This is a genomic window from Myxococcus guangdongensis (assembly GCF_024198255.1).
Classification (GTDB): Bacteria; Myxococcota; Myxococcia; order Myxococcales; family Myxococcaceae; genus Myxococcus; species Myxococcus guangdongensis.
Genome location: NZ_JAJVKW010000012.1, coordinates 105659 through 122351 on the forward strand (window position 1 = coordinate 105659; position 16693 = coordinate 122351).

The following is a 16693-nucleotide window of genomic DNA, read 5'->3' on the forward strand; positions in this document are numbered from 1 at the left end:
ACGGAGGTCGACGACGAGTGGTTCTCTTCGCCGTCAGTCCCTGCGCCCCAGCGTCCGGTCCAGGTTGTAGGCGGCGCTGATGAGCGACAGGTGGGTGAGCGCCTGTGGGAAGTTGCCGAGCGACTCGCCCCCCATGCCCGTCTGCTCCGCGTACAGCCCCACGTGGTTGGCGTAGCCGAGCATCCGCTCGAACATCAGCCGCGCCTCCTCCAACAGGTCCGGCCGCGCCGAGTGCGCCCGCGTCATCGCCTCCACCAGCCAGAAGCTGCACAGGTTGAACGTCCCCTCGCTGCCGGGGATGCCGTCCAGCGTCGCCTCCACGTCGTAGCGGTACACCAACCCGTCCGACGTCAGGCCTCCTCGAGACGGCGGCTGACGCAGGTGGTCCAGCATGGACAACATCCTCGGGTCCACCGGCGACAGGAAGAAGACCAGCGGCATCAAGAGATTGGCCGCGTCCAGCGTGTCCTTCCCATAGGCCTGGATGAAGGAGCCGCGCTTCTCGCTCCAGCCCTGGGCCATGATGTCCTCGAAGATGGCGTCGCGCGTCGCGAGCCACCGCGCCCGGTCCGCCGGGAAGCTGCGCTTGTCCGCCAGCCGGATGGCCCGGTCCAACGCCACCCAGCACATCAGCTTCGAGTACACGAAGTGCCGCCGGCCCCCGCGTATCTCCCAGATGCCCTCGTCCGGTTGGTTCCAGTGCTCGCACACCCAATCCACCAGCCGGCGCAGGTGCTTCCAGAAGTCGTAGGAGATGGGCGCCGCGTACTTGTTGGACAGGTACACCGAGTCCATCAGCTCGCCGTAGATGTCGAGCTGCAGCTGGTCCGCCGCCGCGTTGCCGATGCGCACCGGCTTCGCGCCGCCGTAGCCCTCCAGGTGCGACAGCTCCTCCTCCGCGGGCACCGGGCTGCCGTCCAGCGCGAACATCAGCGGCAGAGGCCCGTCCCCGTGCTCCGCGCACCGCGCCTCCACCCACCGCATGAAGGCCGCCGCCTCCTTCTTGAAGCCAATGCGCAGGAACGCGTAGACGGTGAAGGCCGCGTCGCGCAGCCAGCAGAAACGGTAATCCCAGTTGCGACTGCCACCGGGTGACTCGGGGAGGCTGCACGTGGGCGCCGCGACGATGGCCCCTGTCGGCTCGAAGGTCATCAGCTTGAGCGCCAGCGCCGAGCGCTGCACCGTCTCCCGCCAGCGGCCCGTGTACTGACAGCTGGACAGCCAGTGGCGCCAGTAGTCCACCGTGTCGCGGAACAGCGTCTCCGCGGACTCGTGGTCGTGCACCAGGTCCTCGCACGACTTGCGCAGGCCCTCGCGCAGCGAGAACACGGCGGACTGGTTCTCCTTGAGCTTGAAGCGCGCGATGACACCCCGCTCCCCGCGCTCGAGCTTCACCGAGGACGACAGCGTCATCTGCAGCGTGCTCGACTCGAAGGCGGCCCCGCCGTCGATGAGGTGCGTCTGGTGGGTGTCCCGGGCGTAGTTGAAGGCCGGGAAGCACTCCATCTCGAACGACAGCTCACCGCGCACCACGCGCACGCGGCGGATGACCTCGCGCACCTGCTTGGTGCCCTTGCGCTCCATGGGCATGAAGTCGACCAGCTCCCCCACGCCGTCGGTCGTGTAGAAGCGCGTCACCAGCACGTTGGTGTCCGGCCAGTAGAACTGCTTGCGCAGCACGCCGTCCTTCTCGGGGCGGATGCTCCAGTGGCCGCCCTTCACCGGGTCCAGCAGCGACGCGAAGATGCTGGGGCTGTCGAAGTGCGGATAGCACAGCCAGTCGATGGTGCCCTCGTTCCCAATCAACGCCACCGTGCGCAAGTCACCGATGACGCCATGGTCCTCGATGGGGACCGAGTCCCCCGCCACCGCCTCTCTTCCCACCCCCATGCGCACCTCGCTTCAACGGAAGGAAATGACGTTCTTGATGCCGCCCGACACCTTGCCCTTCACCACGTCGACGAAGGCCTCGGGAGGATGGCGCCCGGTGAGCAGCCGCTCCACCACGCCGGGCCACGTCGCCCGGAAGTGGCTCAGGTCCTCGAGCGCCATGTCGAAGTCGAGCGCCGCCGCGTTCACCGTGCCGGACACCACCTGGTTGTGCAGCACCAGCTGCTTGAGCAGCGCGGCCCCATCCAGCGTCAGCTCCTCGCCGTGCGACGGCACGCCGGTGAGGATGAGGACGCCGTTGGGCGCCAGCGCCCCGAGCACGTCCACGGTGGCCTTCGCCACGCCCGTGGCCTCGTAGATGACGTCCGCGGCGCCGACGCGGCGGACCAGCTCCTCCGCGGACACGTCCTGCGTGGACAGGTAGGGCGCGCCCACCTCTGCCGCGATGGCCTCCTTCGGGTTGGGCGCGCGCTTGTGCGAGTACACCGTGGTGGCGAAGCCCCGCCGCACCAGCGCCAGCATGCCCAACAGGCCCACCGGTCCGCCGCCGAGCACCACCGCGCGCCCCGGCGCGGGTCTCCACGGCAGGCGCTCCTGGATGTGTCCCAGCTGGCGCAGGCCCTTCTGGGCGATGGTGAGGGGCTCGGTGAGGACCGCGATTTGGCGCAGCTCCGAGGGGACGCGGTGCACGTAGGCCACGTCCTCGACGAAGTACTCCGAGCAGAAGCCGTGGGCCTCCTTGATGCCGCGCTCCGTGAAGTCGCCGGTGATGCAGTAGTCGGGGTGGCCTTGACGACAGGCGGTGCAGATGGCGTGGGGACAGGGCCTGCGCACGCGGGGCACCACCAGGTCGCCCTTCTGCACGCCCTTCACGGCGGAGCCGACCTCCACGACCTCGCCCAGGCACTCGTGGCCGAGGATGAGGTAGTCCAGGCCGGGCGGCGGCGAGCCGTAGGTGAAGGAGACGATGTCCTTGTCCGTGCCGCACACGCCCACTTCGTGGGTGCGCACCTTCACCTGCGTGGGCGATTGGAGCTGGGGCTCGGGCGCATCGTTGATGACGCGCACCTCTCGCTTCCCGGGAAAGACGGCGACGGCCTTCATGCGCGGCTCCTGCGACAGGCGGGTGCGGAATCTGGGGTTGAGGTGTTCACCCCAAGGCCGTGACACCAGGGGGCTCGGGGTGGAAGGCGTGGTGCGCCCGCTCGCCCGCTGCCTGGGGGTTGTTTCCGACGCGAGGGGTGCACGAAACCGCTGCCAGCCGGAGGCCCTCGGGTCTATGAGTGGAGCCTGTGAGCGAGCCCACCCCCGCCATCTCCATCGACGACGACAAGCCCCTGGCCAGCCGCTCCACCGCGATTGGGACGGTGGCGTTCCTCATCCTCGCGCTGCCGTTCCTGGTGCTCGGCCTGTGGCTGCTGGATGGGAAGTCACGGATGGATTTGCACTGCGGGCCGGGCGGCCCGTGCACGCTCACCCAATCCGGTTGGCTCACGCGAGAGCCGGTGGCCACGCTGCCGCTGGACGCGATTCAGTCCGTGAAGGTGGAGCGCACGAAGAGCGCCCGTCGCAAGTCGGTGCCCATCTTCCGGCCGGAGCTGATGACGACGCAGGGCAAGGTGCCCCTGTTCGCCCAGTGGGCCACCGTGGAGAGCGAGGCCACCGCGGTGAAGGAGCAGGTGGAGCGCTACCTCGCCTCGCCCGCCACGCAGACCCTGGAGGTGACGCGGGACGACCGACGCGCCTCGCTGCGCGTGGGCGGCGCCTTCACGGGCGTGGGCGCGGCGCTGGTCGTGTTCAGCCTGTGGCTCGCGTGGCGCACGCGGATGCACCGGCGGGTGGAAGCGGCCCGCGTCGCCCGGTGACGTGAGCCCGGGTGGACCTCGCCTCGGGGGCGGGTCAATTCCTGTCTGGGGACTCCGTGTTAGCGTCGCCAGACATGGAAGCGTCTAGAACCCTGAGAAGCTGGGGGACATGGGGGATGGTGCTGTGGGCCTGGTTCGCGCCGGGGCTGGCACTGGCGGAGGACGTGAGCCCGTTCCGCCACCGCATGCAGCGCGCGGCGGCGCAGTACGAGGCGCTGGAGTACGAGAAGGCCCTCAACGGGTTGACCCAGGCGAAGCAGGTGGCGTCCACCACCGACGAGCAGGTCGAGGTGGCGCTCTATCGGGGTCTGGTCCTCTCGGATTTGGGACGCAGGAAGCAGGCGCTGGAGGAGTTCCGCGTGGGCCTGTCCCTGAAGCCCGATGCCGTGCTGCCCACCGCCACGGGGCCCAAGGTGGAGCGCGACTTCGAGTCGGTGCGCAAGCAGGTGCGGCAACAGCAGGGCACCGCCTCCGAGACAGCGACGGCGAAGGCACCTGCCGCGAAGGCGGAGGAGCCCGAGGCGCCACGAAGCGCCGAGGTGCCTCAAGTCGTCGCGGTCCAGGAGACGCCAGTCCCCGCCCCCGTCGCACCCGAGCCGGAGCCCGAGGCGCCGCCGAAGAAGGACCTGCGCTCGAAGCTGGGCGCCGCCGGGTCCACGCTGGGCAAGAACGTCGGCAACGCGCTGGGTTCGGCGCTGGACTCGGTGATGGGCTCGAAGAAGAAGCCCGAGGAGCCGGCTCCCGCGGCCTCGGATACAGCGAAGAAGGACGAGCCATAGCAGGCGCGCGCTCACGCACGGGGACGATGCGCCTCGAGAACCTCCGCATCGCACGATGAACCGCGATGCAGGGGACCCGACGTCGCTCACTGCTGAGTCAGGTTGAGCTTGAAGACGTTCGCGGTCCCCGCCTTCACCTCGAAGCTGCGCGTCACCCGCTTGCCCAGACGTGAGTTCACGGCGGTGACGGTGTGGCTGCCCTCGGGCACGTCGATGATGCCCAGCGGTGTCTCGCCCAGCTTCTTGCCATCGAGATACACGACGGCATAGGGCCGGATGCGGAACTCCACCGTGCCCGTCGCTCCCTTCACCGCTCGCGCGGAGCCGTCCTTCCGCGCCGTGCCCTCGGCGGTTCCCGACATCGGCGCGAGCAGGTCATCGTCCTCGTCGGGCGCGGAGGGCTCCGTCGGCCGTGGCGCGACCTCCTCCCCCTGGGCGAGCTTCACGTCGGAGGGCTCGGGCTGTGCTCCCTCCGTGGGCTTCACGTCGGAAGGCAGGGGCCGCGCGGCATCGGTGGGCTTCGCCTCGGCGAGCTTCGCGTCGGAGGGCACGGGCGCGACCTCCTCCGTGGGCTTCGTCTCGACACCCCTGACCTCGGGCCCGGACGGTGCTCTGCCGAGCAACGCATAGCCTCCACCCGCGAGGAGCAGCACCGCGCCCGTGACAGCCACGGGCACGAGCTTCTTGCCGCGCGTCGCACCCGCGCTCTTGTGAGGCCGCTGAGGGGTCGTCTGTTCGAGTCCGACCGCGTCGCTCGCCTCGGCCCGCTCCTCGCGCGCGGGCCCCGAGGGCGCGGTGCGCTCGGCCTCGCGGTTCGTGATGGGCGCGGGCGTCGCGGTGGCGCGCTCCTCCACCACCAGCTCCACGGACTGCGCAATCTGATACGCGCCCACGGGCTCGCCCGTCGACAACACGAAGCGCTCGAGGTCCGCCTGGAGCGCGCGACAGTTGGGATAACGCCTCTCCCGGTCCTTCTCGAGCGCGGTGGAGATGATGTCCTGCAAGGCGCTCGGGACATCGGCGCGGTGGCGACTGACTGGCGCCGGCGGACGCGAGACGATGGACTGCATCATCGCCAGCTCCGTGGCCCCCTCGAAGGGCAGCCGCCCCGTGAGCAGCTCATACAGGACGACCCCCAGCGCATACACATCCACGCGCCGGTCCAGCGGGTCCGCCTGACATTGCTCGGGTGGCATGTACGCCACCTTGCCCTTCACGATGCCCGTCTGCGTGCGGTGCTTCTGCCCCGCCACCTTCGCGATGCCGAAGTCCACCACCTTCACCGCGCCCTGCCGCGACACCAGGATGTTGTCCGGACTCACGTCCCGGTGAATCAACCCGAGCGGCTGCCCCGTGCCCGGGTCCGCGAAGTCATGCGCATACGCCAATCCCTCCGCCGCGAGCGCCACCACCTTCGCGCAGATGTTGGGTGCCAGCGGGCGTCCTCTCGACGCGGCCTGTCGCTGCCAGCGGCGCAGGTTGGGCCCGTCGATGAGCTCCATCGCCAGGAAGTAGCTGCCCTCCGCCTCGCCGAAGTCGAAGATCTGGACGATGTGCGGATGGTTGAGCTGCGCGACCAGCCGCGCCTCCTCCAGGAACATCTCCACGAAGGACGTGTCCTCCACCAGGTGCGGGAGGATGCGCTTGAGCACCAGCGTCTTCTCGAATCCCCCGGGCCCGGCCACCTTCGCCAGGAACACCTCCGCCATGCCGCCCGTCGCCAGCTTGCGGACGAGCTGATATCTCCCCACGTGCATTGCACGGAGGTTCCTCCAGCTCACACCGCGAAAGGAACCCCCCTGGTCCCGGCCGCTAGAACAACAGCAGCCCGATGACGCGCCCCAGCCCCACGCCCAGCGTCACGCCGAAGCCCAGACCGAACCGCGCCCGGTCGAACGCATAGCGCCAATCCCAGACGCTCACGCCCCGGAAGCCCGCCACCAGCGCGCCCGCCAGGAGGGGTGCCCCCAACCCCAGGAGCAGCGCGCCCTCGAAGTCGTCGACGAGCGGCTCGGGCCAGAACATCGCGCTCAGCCCACCCAGCCCCACACCCAGGAGCAGGTAGAGCGCCAGGGCCCACGCCCCACCGCGCTTGTCCCTCGCGAAGACCGACAGCACCCCGTACACCAGGTCCCCGAGCACATCGGTCACGACACTCAGCATGCCCCCGGGTCTAAGGCGGTCGAGCAGGCGAGGAAAGCAAGCGGCGGAGGCATCCCTAGTTTTCGGACGTCCGGCGAAGAGGTCCGGAGGCCGCTGGCGGAGTGTGGAGGAGACGACACGCCCCCTCGCGGTGAGCGAGGAGGCAGGGTGACGGGTGCCCCGAGGCAACCCGACACCCCCTTCCGTCTTGCGTACATGTGCCTAGCTTGTGGCCGATGTTGCGTGCCCTCCTCGGCCGATGGCGAAGCTCGCTGCGCTTCTTGCGTCCGGCCGACGTCAGCGCCGCGCGCGCGAAGATTTCCGTCACCCAGCTGGGGCATCGCTACGGCAATAAAGTCGTGGCCTTGAAGGACGTGGACCTGAACGTCCGCTCCGGCGAGTTCGTCTGCCTCCTGGGCCCGTCCGGCTGCGGCAAGTCCACGCTGCTCTATGCGCTCGCGGGCCACGTGCGCCCCACCGGCGGCACGGTGTCCATTGATGGACACAGCATCGGAGGTCCGGGGCCGGACCGGCTCCTGATGTTCCAGGAGGCGGCGCTGTTCCCGTGGCTCACGGTGCGGGGGAACATCACCTTCGCCCTGGCGGCCCGGGGGGTGCCTCGCGCCGAGCGCAAGGAGCGCGCGGACCAGTACATCCGCCGCGTGCAGTTGCAGGGCTTCGAGGACACGCTGCCCCATCAGCTCTCCGGCGGCATGAAGATGCGCGCGAGCCTGGCCCGAGCGCTCGCGGTGGACCCGACGGTGCTGCTGATGGACGAGCCGTTCGGCTCGCTGGACGCGCAGACGCGCATCCACATGCAGGAGCTGTTGCAGTCCATCTGGATGCGCACGCACAAGACGGTGGTGTTCGTGACGCACGACGTGCACGAGGCCCTGATGCTGGGCTCGCGGGTGGTGCTCATGGCCCCGCGTCCGGGGCGCATCGTGCGGGACTTGGAGGTCCACCTGCCCATGCCCCGCCATCCGGACGACGCGGCGCTCACGGAGATGGTCCGTCACATCCAGGGGCTCTTGCGCGAGGTGGAGCGCCACAGCGAGCCCGAGCCCGCGCTCCCGCGCGCCTCGAGTGCCCAGGAGCCTTCTCCCGCCCTGCCCGTGACAGGGCTGCCCCGTCCCGTGAGGTGAGCCATGAAGCGTGATTCGGCGCTCAAGAACTACTCACAGAAGCTGGGGCTGTTGCTGGTGCTGCTCGGCGTGTGGGAGGCCGTGGCCCGGATGGGCATCTGGTCCTCGTACCTGTTCCCGGGACCGATGACGGTGGCCGAGAGCCTGTGGCGCATGGCGGCCGATGGGCGACTGTGGGGCGCGACGCTGCGCTCGCTGGGGCGGCTGGGCCGGGCGTACGTGGTGTCGGTGGGCATCGGCGTGCCGCTGGGCTTGCTGATGGCGCGGCTGACGTTCTTCCGCAACGCGGTGAAGCCGGTGGTGATGGGGCTGCAGGCGCTGCCGTCCATCTGCTGGTTGCCGCTGGCGCTGCTGTGGTTCGGGCTGACGGACGGGGCCATCCTGTTCGTGGTGGTGATGGGCAGCGTGCTGGGCATCGCCATCGCCACGGACGACAGCATCCAGGGTGTGGATCCGCAGTTGTTGCGCGTGGCGAGCACGTTGGGGGTGCGGGGGCTGCGCTTCCAGTTCGGCGTGCTGTTGCCGGCGGCGCTCCCGGGCATCGTCACGGGGTTGAAGCTGGGGTGGAGCTTCGCGTGGCGCGCGCTGCTCGCGGGGGAGTTGCTGTTCGTGTCCGGGGGACTGGGACAGTTGCTCACGGTGGGGCGCGAGCTGATGGACGTGCCGCAGGTGATGGCGGTGATGGTGGCCATCGTGCTCATCGGCGTGACGGTGGACCGTGTCTTCTTCCAGACGGTGGAGGGACGGCTGCGTCGCCGCTGGGGCTTGCAGCCGGCGATGTGAAGCGTCCGACGCTCGTGTCGTGAGTCCGTTGCCAGTGCTGGCTTCGCGTCCTTCTGCTGGGTGCCTATGCGTCTTCTTCGTTTCCTGACGGTCGTCGTGGTGCTGGGAGTCGGGTGCAAGCGCGAGTCGGCGCGGGGGCCGGACGATGCGCTGCGGCTGGGGTTCTTCCCGAACATCACGCATGCGCAGGCGCTGGTGGGGAACGCGGAGGGGATGTTCGCGTCGGAGCCCGGGGTGGGGAAGCTGGAGGTGAAGCAGTTCAACGCGGGGCCCGCGGCGATGGAGGCGTTGGTGGCGGGCTCGTTGGATGTGTCCTACGTGGGCACGGGGCCGTCCATCAACACGTTCCTCAAGGCGGGGCGGGAGCTGCGGGTCATCGCGGGGGCGGTGAACGGGGGCGCGGTGTTGGTGACGCGCACGGCGAAGAGCGCGGCGGAGCTGAAGGGGAAGAAGCTGGCCACGCCGCAGTTGGGGAACACGCAGGACATCGCGCTGCGCTACTGGCTGAAGCAGCAGGGCGTGGAGACGAACCTGGACGGCACGGGGGATTTGCAGATCGTGCCGCTGAGCAACTCGGACATCCTGGTGCAGTACCTGCGCGGGGGAATCGAGGGCGCGTGGGTGCCCGAGCCGTGGGGCACTCGCATGCTGTTGGAGCCGGGGGGTGGCGGGCAGGTTCTGGTGGATGAGAAGTCGCTGTGGCCGGGAGGGCGGTATCCGACGACGGTGGTGGTGACGACGCGGAAGGCCATCGAGACGCAGCGGTCGCGCATCGTCGCGCTGTTGCGCGCGCACGTGAAGCTGACGGAGCGGTGGGAGAAGGAGCCGGAGGCGTTCGCCACGGCGGTGAACGCGGCGTTCGGGCAGTTGACGCAGAAGCCGTTGAAGCCGCCGATTCTCCAGGGAGCGTTCTCACGGTTGGAGCCGAGTCTGGACCCCGTGGGCTCCGCGCTGGCCGCCGCCGCGCAGCACGCGCAGGAGCTGCACTTCATCCCCGCGTCGGACATCAACGGGCTGGTGGACTTGAGCCTGCTCGAGGAGGCTCGCGGGGCGAGGGATTGAGGCAGCGCGCTATGCGCTTCCATCCGGGTCGGAGTCGAGCAAGCGCAGGTAACCGCGCACATCCTCGACGAAACCCGGGAGCGGCTTCGACAGCGCATTGAGGTGCTGCTCGAAGGTCTGCGGAGGTTTTTCCTTCTCCTCGGCGTGCCGCCGGAGAATCTCAAGCAGCGTCTCACTATCGAGGTCGAAGAGATTCCTCAGGAAGCCGTCAGCGGACTGCGCCTCCATGAAGTCGGGCGGGTCTTCCTTCTGGAAGTGCTTCAGGTTGTTGGTCACCAGGACCTGTGCCTGCGCCTTGAAGGCAGCGGCGGCGACATGCCTGTCCCCGAGATGATTTCTCATGCTGGGCTCCAGGTGCTCGTAGCCTGTTACCCTCGAGTCGGGGAAATGCATCTCCAGCAGGGCGAGAGTCCTGTCGATCGACTCTGGGGTGCGGTTCCTCTTCGCTATCAGGTTCCGGCGGACCTCTTCGAGGACGCGGTCACTCCAATACGGCTGGATGAGACCCGCCGAAGCGACGCGCAACAAGGTGTCGCGCGTCACTCCCGAGAAGAACACGTTCGCGTCGATGAACACCCGAAAGACCGCTGGGAACACGCCCCACCCCGCAGCGGACCGGCGTGCTTCGACCGGCCCTAGCTGTAGTAATCCTCGTCGTCTTCACTGAGCTGCGTGAGCTCTCGAAGACCACTCGCCCTTGCCTCGTCCCGCTGCTGCTTATAGCGCAGGAGGTCCTCGAAGAGGATGCGTCGATGCTTGACGCTTCGGGTGTATTTGATTTTCCCGGACTCACACAGATTGACGAGCCCCTGGCGCGAGATGTTGAGGAAGTCCGCTGCTTGCTGCGTGGTCAGCGCCTTCCTTGAGGGCACGATGCTCACCGGCTCACCCTTGGCGAGCGAGGCGAAGAGCGTGCGCAGCAACTCCGCGGCCTCTGGCGGCAATTCGACCTGAGCGCCGTTCGGGAAGAGCAGGACCGGCGACTTCGGGCGGGCCCCTGACGCGGCCTTCCCCTGGACGAGCTGCCGATGGATCTGCTCGGCGATGGGGCGCTTCTCGGGCGGAAGCGCGACGGGGTCGTCGAGGTCGGTCAGCATGCGAGCACTCCCCTACAGCAACAAAGGAATCCCTGTTTATTCAGGGGTTTGAATCGGTCGGCTTCGATTCAAAATCGCTAAATTCGCCAACCTGATTTAAACAGGCCACCTGCTTCTGTCAAACCCGTCAGTGCCCCAGGCTGTCCACTCCTCGCAGCGGGCGCATCAGCGCGGAGACGAGTCGCTCGCGGCGCACCACGAACTCGGCCGTGCCCGTCATTCCTGGGCGCAGCTTCACGGGCACTCCCGCCGTGGAACGCGGCGCCTCCGGCACCCTCACGTCCACTCGATAGGGCGAGGCTCCCAGCGTGTCGTCCTGCCTCCTCGTCGTGTCCCCCGCGACGCGTGACAACTCTCCCAACAACACACCGAAGTCCTGGAACGGATAGCCGTCCAGCTTGATGCGCACCGCCTGCCCCTCTCGCAGGAAGGTGATTCCCTCCGACGTCACCGCCGCGCGCACCACCAACGCATCCTCCGACGGCACCACCAACCCCAACACACTCCCCGCCTGCACCACGTCCCCCCGGTCGAACACCGTCAGCCCCTGCACCGTCCCCGCTCGCGGCGCCACCACCTCCCACCTCGCCACCTCCAGCCGCGTCTCCTCCAGCTCCCCCTCGTACCGCTCCAGCTCCACCTTCGCCGCCGCCAACGCTGCGCCGTCCGCCAACGACGCCACCCTCGCGTCTCCCTCCAACCCTCGCTGCTCCAACTCCAGGCGCCCCAGGCTCGCCTCCAGCTCTCGCGCCGCCGCCCTCGCCGCTTCCACCTGTGAGCGCGCGACCTCCGCCTGCATCGCCGCGTTCTCCACCTCCACCGACGCCACGAACTCCTTCGCCTTCAGTTGCTCGGCCTGCCGCGCATCCCTCGCTCGCGCCTCCGCCTCCCGCTCCTTCGCGCTCACCTGCGCTCGCGCCGCCTCCAGTCGCGCCACCGTCTCCACCGCCGTCGCCTTCCGCACGCGCACCTGCATCCCGTACGCGTCCGCTCGCGAGGCCACCAGCGCCTCCAACATCGACACCCGCCCTCGCGCCTCCGCGACCTGCTGTTCGAGCAGCTTCTTTCGCGTCCGCACCTGCGCGTCATCCAGGCGCAGCAGCACCGCGCCCTGCTCCACCTGCTGCCCCTCTCGCACCGAGATGTCCGCCACCACCCCCGAGCGCTGTGCCTGGACTCGCGCTGTCTCACCCACCGGCGCCACCACCGCCTGTGCTCGCACCACCACGTCCAGCTCGATGAAGAACAACGCGCCGAAGCCCAGCAGCGCCAGCCCCGCGCACACCAGGTACAGCGTCCGCAACACCTGCCGCGTCCTCGGGAAGTCGAGCACCGGCAACAGCTCGCGATAGGTGTCCTCACTCACCGCCATGCCCCACCTCCGCGCCATGGCGCTTCCAGTTCGGCGTCGCCTGCGCGAGCGCGCTGTACAGCTTGCCCTGCGCCGACATCAGCGACTCGTGCGTCCCCATCTGCGAGATGCGCCCCTCGTTCATCACCACGATGCGGTCCGCGTGCTGCAACGTCTGCAACCGATGGCTGATGATGAGCGTCGTCCGCCCTCGCACGATGTCTCGCAGCCGGTCGTGAATGGCCTGCTCCGCCAACGGGTCCAGCGCCGCCGTCGCCTCGTCGAAGATGAGGATGCGTGGGTCCGTCACCAACGCCCTCGCGATGATGACCCGCTGCCGCTGCCCTCCCGACAACGTCAACCCACGCTCCCCCACCAACGTCTGGAACCCATACGGCAGCTCCGTGACGAAGTCGTACGCCCCCGCGAGCTGCGCCGCCCTCACCACCGCCTGCTCCGTCACCGGACGCCCACAGGCGATGTTGTCGAACACCGTGCCGGAGAACAGCTGCGTCTCCTGCGTCACCATCCCTATCTGCCCACGCACCGACTCGGGCGTCACGTCCCGCAGGTTGTAGCCGTCAATCGAGACCGTCCCCTCGCTCGGGTCGTGCAACCGCAACAGCAGCCGCACCAGCGTGCTCTTCCCACACCCCGACGGCCCCACCAGCGCCACCACCTCGCCCGGCGCGAACTCCAAATCCAACCGCTCCAACGTGTTGGACTCCCTGCCACTCCCATAGCGGAAGCTCACCCCGCGAAACCGCAGGTGTCCCTTCACCCTCGGCAGCTCCAACACCGCCGAGGCCCGCTTGTCCCCCTCCCCCGCCACCTCCTGCACCGCCCCCACCCGCTCCAGATGCGCTAGCACCCGCTGGTAGTCCCGCCACTGCGTCGCCAGTCGCACCAGCGGCCCGCTCATCTGCCGCGCGAACAACGTCGCCGCGATGAGCGCCCCCACCGTGAGTTCCCCGCGCAGCACCGCCCTCGAGCCCACCCACAACACCAGCGCGCTGCCCATCAGGTCCAACGTCTGCGACACACTCGCGCCAATCGCCCCGTGCATCGCCGCCTTGAAGCCGTGCTGCAGCGAAGGCGCCAACAGGCGCTGCATCGTGCGCAGGAAGGGCAGCTCCAGCGCATGCGCCTTGAGCGACTCGAAGCCCTTGAACGAGTCCATCAAGTGCGTCTGGTACAGGTCATGCTGTGACAGGTACGCCACCATGTGGTTGCGCACCTGCCGCCCCACCACCGCCGACACCAACAGGTGCAACGGCATCAGCGCCAACGCCAGCACCGCCAACACCGGCGAGTACAGCGTCAACACCGCCGCCGTGCTCAACACCAACGCCACGTCGATGGTGATGGCGATGGCGTTGTCAACGATGAACCCGCGCACCAACCCCACCTCGAGGAACCGGTTGAGGATGTCGCTCGTCGTGAAGCGCTGGAACAGACCCGAGGCCCCATCCAGGATTCGCCGGTACAGCGTCTCCACCACGTCGCGCTCGATGCGCGTGGACGCCTCCAGCACCAGGTAGCTGCGCGCATAGGACAACACTCCGGACACGACCGCCGTCCCGAGCAATCCCACGAGCAGCACGTCGAGCAGCGCCGTGTCCGCCCGCATCAACACCCGGTCGATGACGACCTGACTCCCCAGCGGGAACGCCAGCGCCAGCACCTGCAACAGCAGCGACAGCCCCACCAGCTCCGCGATGGCCCAGCGATAGGGACGCAGCAGCACCGAGAAGCGCCCGAGCGCGGACTGCTCGCGCTGCTTCGGAGCCAGCGGCGCCACCGCCGTCGTCATCCGGTCCGATGGCTTGAGCAGCAGCAACATCCCCTTCCACGAACGCTCGAACTCCTCTCGCGGAATCGTGCGCGTCGCGAACGAGGGGTCCCCCACCACGACCCCCTTGCGCGTCACCCTCCACACCACGACGAAGTGATGCCGGTCCTGCAGGTGCGCGATGGCTGGCAGATCGACTGAGTTCAAGAGCCCCCAGTCCGCCTGGATACCCGTGGTGATGAACCCGAGCTGCTCCCCCGTGCGCGAGAGGTCCAACAGGCTGGTGCCATAGCGGCTCACGCCCGCCAGCTTCATCAGCGAGGGGTAGTCCAGCTCATGGCCGTAGTACCTCGCCACCATGCGCAGGCACGCGGCCCCACAGTCCATGTGCTCCTGCTGTCGGTAGAACGGCACCGGCTTCCATCCCGGCGCGGAGCTGGGTCGCTCGGGCAGTTCCAGGGAGGATTCGTCCTCCGTGGGCGCCTCGGACGGCGCGCTCACGTCCGTGAGCACCACGTGCGGCCAGCGGTTGAACTGCGCGCTGCTGCGAGTCACCCGTCGCCCCAGTGCCCTGCGGACTCCTGGGAAGCGCAGCAAAACCTCGGCCGTGGCCCCTCGGGGCGCGGACAACAACGTGCTCGGCTCCAGCGCCGTCGCCGCGGCGAAGACGGGCGCATCCAAGAGCAGTGCATCCAGCGCGAAGTCCTCGCCCGGCCCGAGGGCCCGCTCCCCGTAGCGGACCGAGCCCTCACGCAGCACCCACCACTCCGCCGCCGTGGCCCCCGCGGGTATGAGCGCCGTGCCCTCCGCCACCGTACTCTCACGGAAGCACGCCGCGAGCCGCAGCGCGCCCTCCGGCTCCACGTCCTCCACGAACAGGTCCAGCAACGCCCTCCGCAGCGCGGGGCACAGCAGCGCCTTCAGCCCACCCGTCTCGTCGAGGGCCAGCGCATCCGTGAACGCCGCACCAGGGACCTCCAGCACCCGCGCGCCGCTGCTCGCCACCACGTCGAACCCGTGCGTCGCTCCCGCGTCACGCGCGTGCGTGCCGTACAGCTCACCCGCCGCCACATGGGTCACCCGGAGGAACGCACCGTGGCTCGCGCCCAGGTGCCCCATCACGAGCATCCCCTCGAGCACCAGGAGCACCGAGTCACACGGCTGCCCTCGCGTCACCACCAACTCCTGCGGCGCGAAGACACGGATGCGCCCCGCGCTCTCCAGATGGCGACGGACCTCGTCCGGCAGGATGCGCAGCACCCCGGATACACGACGTAACTCCAGGGCCGAGACCTCGGCGCTGTCCGCGAGCATGCTCATCATCGACACCTGTCAGCCAGGACGGCCCGCACCCCGGACACACGTCGTGCATCCGAGGCGAACGTCTCGACGCTGTCCGCGAGCACGCTCATGGCGCCGCCACTCAATCCTCCACGGTGAAGACGAGCGGCCCCTCGTCCGGGCCGTAGAAGTCGAGCAGCTCGCGGTGGTACGCCATCGTCAATCGGCAGAAGGTGATGAGCCTGCGACGGATGCGCGCCTGGTCCGCCGCGGTCAGCGGCCCCGAATCCGCGAACGGCTCCCGCCCGAACTGGTCGTGGTCATCACTGCAGTCCCCCACGTCATGGTCCCGGAAGGGCCCGAACGCCTCCACCGGCAACACTCCGTGCTCGGTGAAGCGCTCCCAGAACTTCCCCACCGTGGCCAGCGCCGTCGGGTCACCCTCCCCCACGCCGATGCAAGCCGAGTACGACAGTGGATCCGCCATGCCCAACCACCGCAGGTGGTTGATGAGCGCCTGCATCGCAATCAACGGAGACGCCCGCTCCAGGTCCGCCTCCGTCAACCCCGCCGCGAGCAACCCGCGCTTCAACCACGCGTGGTGCCAGTACTCGAACGACAGGTGCTCGCTCAGGATGGTCTTCAACCGCTCCGTCGGCTGCGACGCCACCGCCGCGCTCTGGTGCGACGAGGCCGCCAGCGCGAAGTGGTAGTTCTCCAGCAGGTACCCCACCGCCAGGCGCCGCGACACCGGCCCCGTCCAGAACCGGTGCAACATCGCCGACGGCCCCCACCGCTGCTGGGCGATGCCCGCCAGCGAGCGCAGGTGCTCGTAGTACGCCAGCGCGTCCACCTCGAGCGCGCTCGTCTGCACCAACACCGCGCGGTGATACAGGTCCTGCGCCACCGACGACACCAGCTCCAGCCCCAGCTTCGTCTCCCGCGCCAGCTCCGAGAGCGTGCGCTGCCCATCGAACAACGGAATCACGCGCCAGGCCTTCTCCGCGCTCTCGCTGTCGATGGTCATCACCTCCCAGGGCTCGCCCTGCGCCCCACCGAGCACCAGCTCGCGCCGCGCGAGTCCCTCGGGACGGACCCAGCTCGCCAAGGACAGCCGCATCGCGGGATGCAGCGGCCCGGGCTCACGCGTCGAGGGATGCCAGGCACGTCCGATGATGGGAAGGTGGCCGTTGCTGTCACTCATGGTTCTCACCGCCTGCGGATGGGTTGGAAGAAGGAGGAGCCACGAGCGAGACGAGCTCCTGCTGAACGAAGGCGCCCAACGTGTGGCGCGTGACGGCGAGCGCGAGCTCCATGTCCCAGCCCCGCTCGCGATGCAGCACCTCGGCCACCTGGACCACCGTCCTCACGCCGTCACAGGCGCGCCAGACGGCGTCGGTGCCCTCGTCCAAATCGAAGTAGTAGTTGTCCAGGATGAGGTGCACCTGCCCCTCCGCGCGGCGCCGCCGCACGCGCAGATGGGTGACCGGAATGAGCATGTCCATG

Annotated in this window: 15 protein-coding genes; 5 read left to right on the top strand and 10 right to left on the bottom strand. The window is 68.9% G+C overall.

From position 1 onward, the window contains the following. Positions 1–33: 33 nt before the first annotated feature. Both LXT21_RS31770 and LXT21_RS31775 read right to left on the bottom strand, forming a co-directional pair. A complete protein-coding gene (locus LXT21_RS31770; protein WP_254041969.1) occupies positions 34–1890 on the bottom strand; it encodes a glycoside hydrolase family 15 protein in 1857 nt (618 codons plus the stop codon). Positions 1891–1902: 12 nt separating this feature from the next. Then, a complete protein-coding gene (locus tag LXT21_RS31775; RefSeq protein ID WP_254041970.1) occupies positions 1903–2994 on the bottom strand; it encodes a glucose 1-dehydrogenase in 1092 nt (363 codons plus the stop codon). 188 nt (positions 2995–3182) lie between these two features. On the opposite strand from LXT21_RS31775, the gene LXT21_RS31780 reads away from it, so the two are divergent. Together LXT21_RS31780 and LXT21_RS31785 are read left to right on the top strand one after the other, a co-directional pair. After that, entirely contained in the window at positions 3183–3755 is a 573-nt protein-coding gene (locus LXT21_RS31780) for a hypothetical protein (protein ID WP_254041971.1), read from the top strand. A gap of 116 nt (positions 3756–3871) precedes the next feature. Next, complete coding sequence (locus tag LXT21_RS31785) at positions 3872–4534, top strand: hypothetical protein (RefSeq protein ID WP_254041972.1); 663 nt, start codon at positions 3872–3874, stop codon at positions 4532–4534. An 86-nt stretch (positions 4535–4620) separates the two neighbouring features. Here the strand turns inward: LXT21_RS31785 and LXT21_RS31790 are convergent, their stop codons facing one another. Continuing rightward, positions 4621–6291 carry a serine/threonine protein kinase gene (locus LXT21_RS31790; protein ID WP_254041973.1) on the bottom strand — a complete coding sequence of 557 codons (1671 nt, stop codon included), beginning with the start codon at positions 6289–6291 and terminating at the stop codon, positions 4621–4623. Positions 6292–6346: 55 nt separating this feature from the next. Then, on the bottom strand, positions 6347–6697 hold the full coding sequence (locus LXT21_RS31795) for a hypothetical protein (RefSeq protein WP_254041974.1): 351 nt from the start codon (positions 6695–6697) through the stop codon (positions 6347–6349). 215 nt (positions 6698–6912) lie between these two features. On the opposite strand from LXT21_RS31795, the gene LXT21_RS31800 reads away from it, so the two are divergent. The 3 genes from LXT21_RS31800 (at position 6913) to LXT21_RS31810 (ending at position 9666) form a co-directional block, all read left to right on the top strand. After that, positions 6913–7821, top strand: a complete 909-nt coding sequence (locus LXT21_RS31800) for an ABC transporter ATP-binding protein (RefSeq protein ID WP_254041975.1) — start codon at positions 6913–6915, stop codon at positions 7819–7821. 3 nt (positions 7822–7824) lie between these two features. Then, positions 7825–8604: an ABC transporter permease gene (locus LXT21_RS31805; protein WP_254041976.1), complete on the top strand. Its 780-nt coding sequence runs from the start codon at positions 7825–7827 to the stop codon at positions 8602–8604. 66 nt (positions 8605–8670) lie between these two features. Next, positions 8671–9666 (top strand): ABC transporter substrate-binding protein, encoded by a 996-nt coding sequence (locus LXT21_RS31810; RefSeq protein WP_254041977.1) that lies wholly within the window; start codon positions 8671–8673, stop codon positions 9664–9666. 9 nt (positions 9667–9675) lie between these two features. On the opposite strand, the gene LXT21_RS31815 is transcribed toward LXT21_RS31810, so the two are convergent. The 6 genes from LXT21_RS31815 to LXT21_RS31845 form a co-directional block, all read right to left on the bottom strand. Beyond that, on the bottom strand, positions 9676–10263 hold the full coding sequence (locus LXT21_RS31815) for a PIN domain-containing protein (protein ID WP_254041978.1): 588 nt from the start codon (positions 10261–10263) through the stop codon (positions 9676–9678). A 38-nt stretch (positions 10264–10301) separates the two neighbouring features. Further along, complete coding sequence (locus LXT21_RS31820; protein WP_254041979.1) at positions 10302–10763, bottom strand: helix-turn-helix domain-containing protein; 462 nt, start codon at positions 10761–10763, stop codon at positions 10302–10304. Between the two features lie 127 nt (positions 10764–10890). Next, on the bottom strand, positions 10891–12135 hold the full coding sequence (locus LXT21_RS31825; protein WP_254041980.1) for an HlyD family efflux transporter periplasmic adaptor subunit: 1245 nt from the start codon (positions 12133–12135) through the stop codon (positions 10891–10893). Continuing rightward, the gene (locus tag LXT21_RS31835) at positions 12122–15229 is read right to left on the bottom strand and encodes a peptidase domain-containing ABC transporter (RefSeq protein WP_267145430.1); all 3108 of its coding nucleotides are present in this window, start codon (positions 15227–15229) and stop codon (positions 12122–12124) included. Before LXT21_RS31835 ends, LXT21_RS31825 begins: the two co-directional genes overlap by 14 nt. Before the next feature lie 100 nt (positions 15230–15329). Further along, on the bottom strand, positions 15330–16391 hold the full coding sequence (locus LXT21_RS31840) for an iron-containing redox enzyme family protein (RefSeq protein ID WP_254041981.1): 1062 nt from the start codon (positions 16389–16391) through the stop codon (positions 15330–15332). Then, a complete protein-coding gene (locus LXT21_RS31845; RefSeq protein WP_254041982.1) occupies positions 16384–16692 on the bottom strand; it encodes a hypothetical protein in 309 nt (102 codons plus the stop codon). Before LXT21_RS31845 ends, LXT21_RS31840 begins: the two co-directional genes overlap by 8 nt. Position 16693 lies beyond the last annotated feature (1 nt).

Bases quoted from the DNA above. Each gene is read 5' to 3' on its own strand.
- LXT21_RS31770 (WP_254041969.1), bottom strand. From the start codon at position 1,890: ATGGGGGTGGGAAGAGAGGCGGTGGCGGGGGACTCGGTCCCCATCGAG.
- LXT21_RS31775 (WP_254041970.1), bottom strand. From the start codon at position 2,994: ATGAAGGCCGTCGCCGTCTTTCCCGGGAAGCGAGAGGTGCGCGTCATC.
- LXT21_RS31785 (WP_254041972.1), top strand. From the start codon at position 3,872: ATGGTGCTGTGGGCCTGGTTCGCGCCGGGGCTGGCACTGGCGGAGGAC.
- LXT21_RS31790 (WP_254041973.1), bottom strand. From the start codon at position 6,291: ATGCACGTGGGGAGATATCAGCTCGTCCGCAAGCTGGCGACGGGCGGC.
- LXT21_RS31795 (WP_254041974.1), bottom strand. From the start codon at position 6,697: ATGCTGAGTGTCGTGACCGATGTGCTCGGGGACCTGGTGTACGGGGTG.
- LXT21_RS31800 (WP_254041975.1), top strand. From the start codon at position 6,913: ATGTTGCGTGCCCTCCTCGGCCGATGGCGAAGCTCGCTGCGCTTCTTG.
- LXT21_RS31805 (WP_254041976.1), top strand. From the start codon at position 7,825: ATGAAGCGTGATTCGGCGCTCAAGAACTACTCACAGAAGCTGGGGCTG.
- LXT21_RS31810 (WP_254041977.1), top strand. From the start codon at position 8,671: ATGCGTCTTCTTCGTTTCCTGACGGTCGTCGTGGTGCTGGGAGTCGGG.
- LXT21_RS31820 (WP_254041979.1), bottom strand. From the start codon at position 10,763: ATGCTGACCGACCTCGACGACCCCGTCGCGCTTCCGCCCGAGAAGCGC.
- LXT21_RS31825 (WP_254041980.1), bottom strand. From the start codon at position 12,135: ATGGCGGTGAGTGAGGACACCTATCGCGAGCTGTTGCCGGTGCTCGAC.
- LXT21_RS31835 (WP_267145430.1), bottom strand. From the start codon at position 15,229: ATGATGAGCATGCTCGCGGACAGCGCCGAGGTCTCGGCCCTGGAGTTA.
- LXT21_RS31840 (WP_254041981.1), bottom strand. From the start codon at position 16,391: ATGAGTGACAGCAACGGCCACCTTCCCATCATCGGACGTGCCTGGCAT.
- LXT21_RS31845 (WP_254041982.1), bottom strand. From the start codon at position 16,692: ATGGACATGCTCATTCCGGTCACCCATCTGCGCGTGCGGCGGCGCCGC.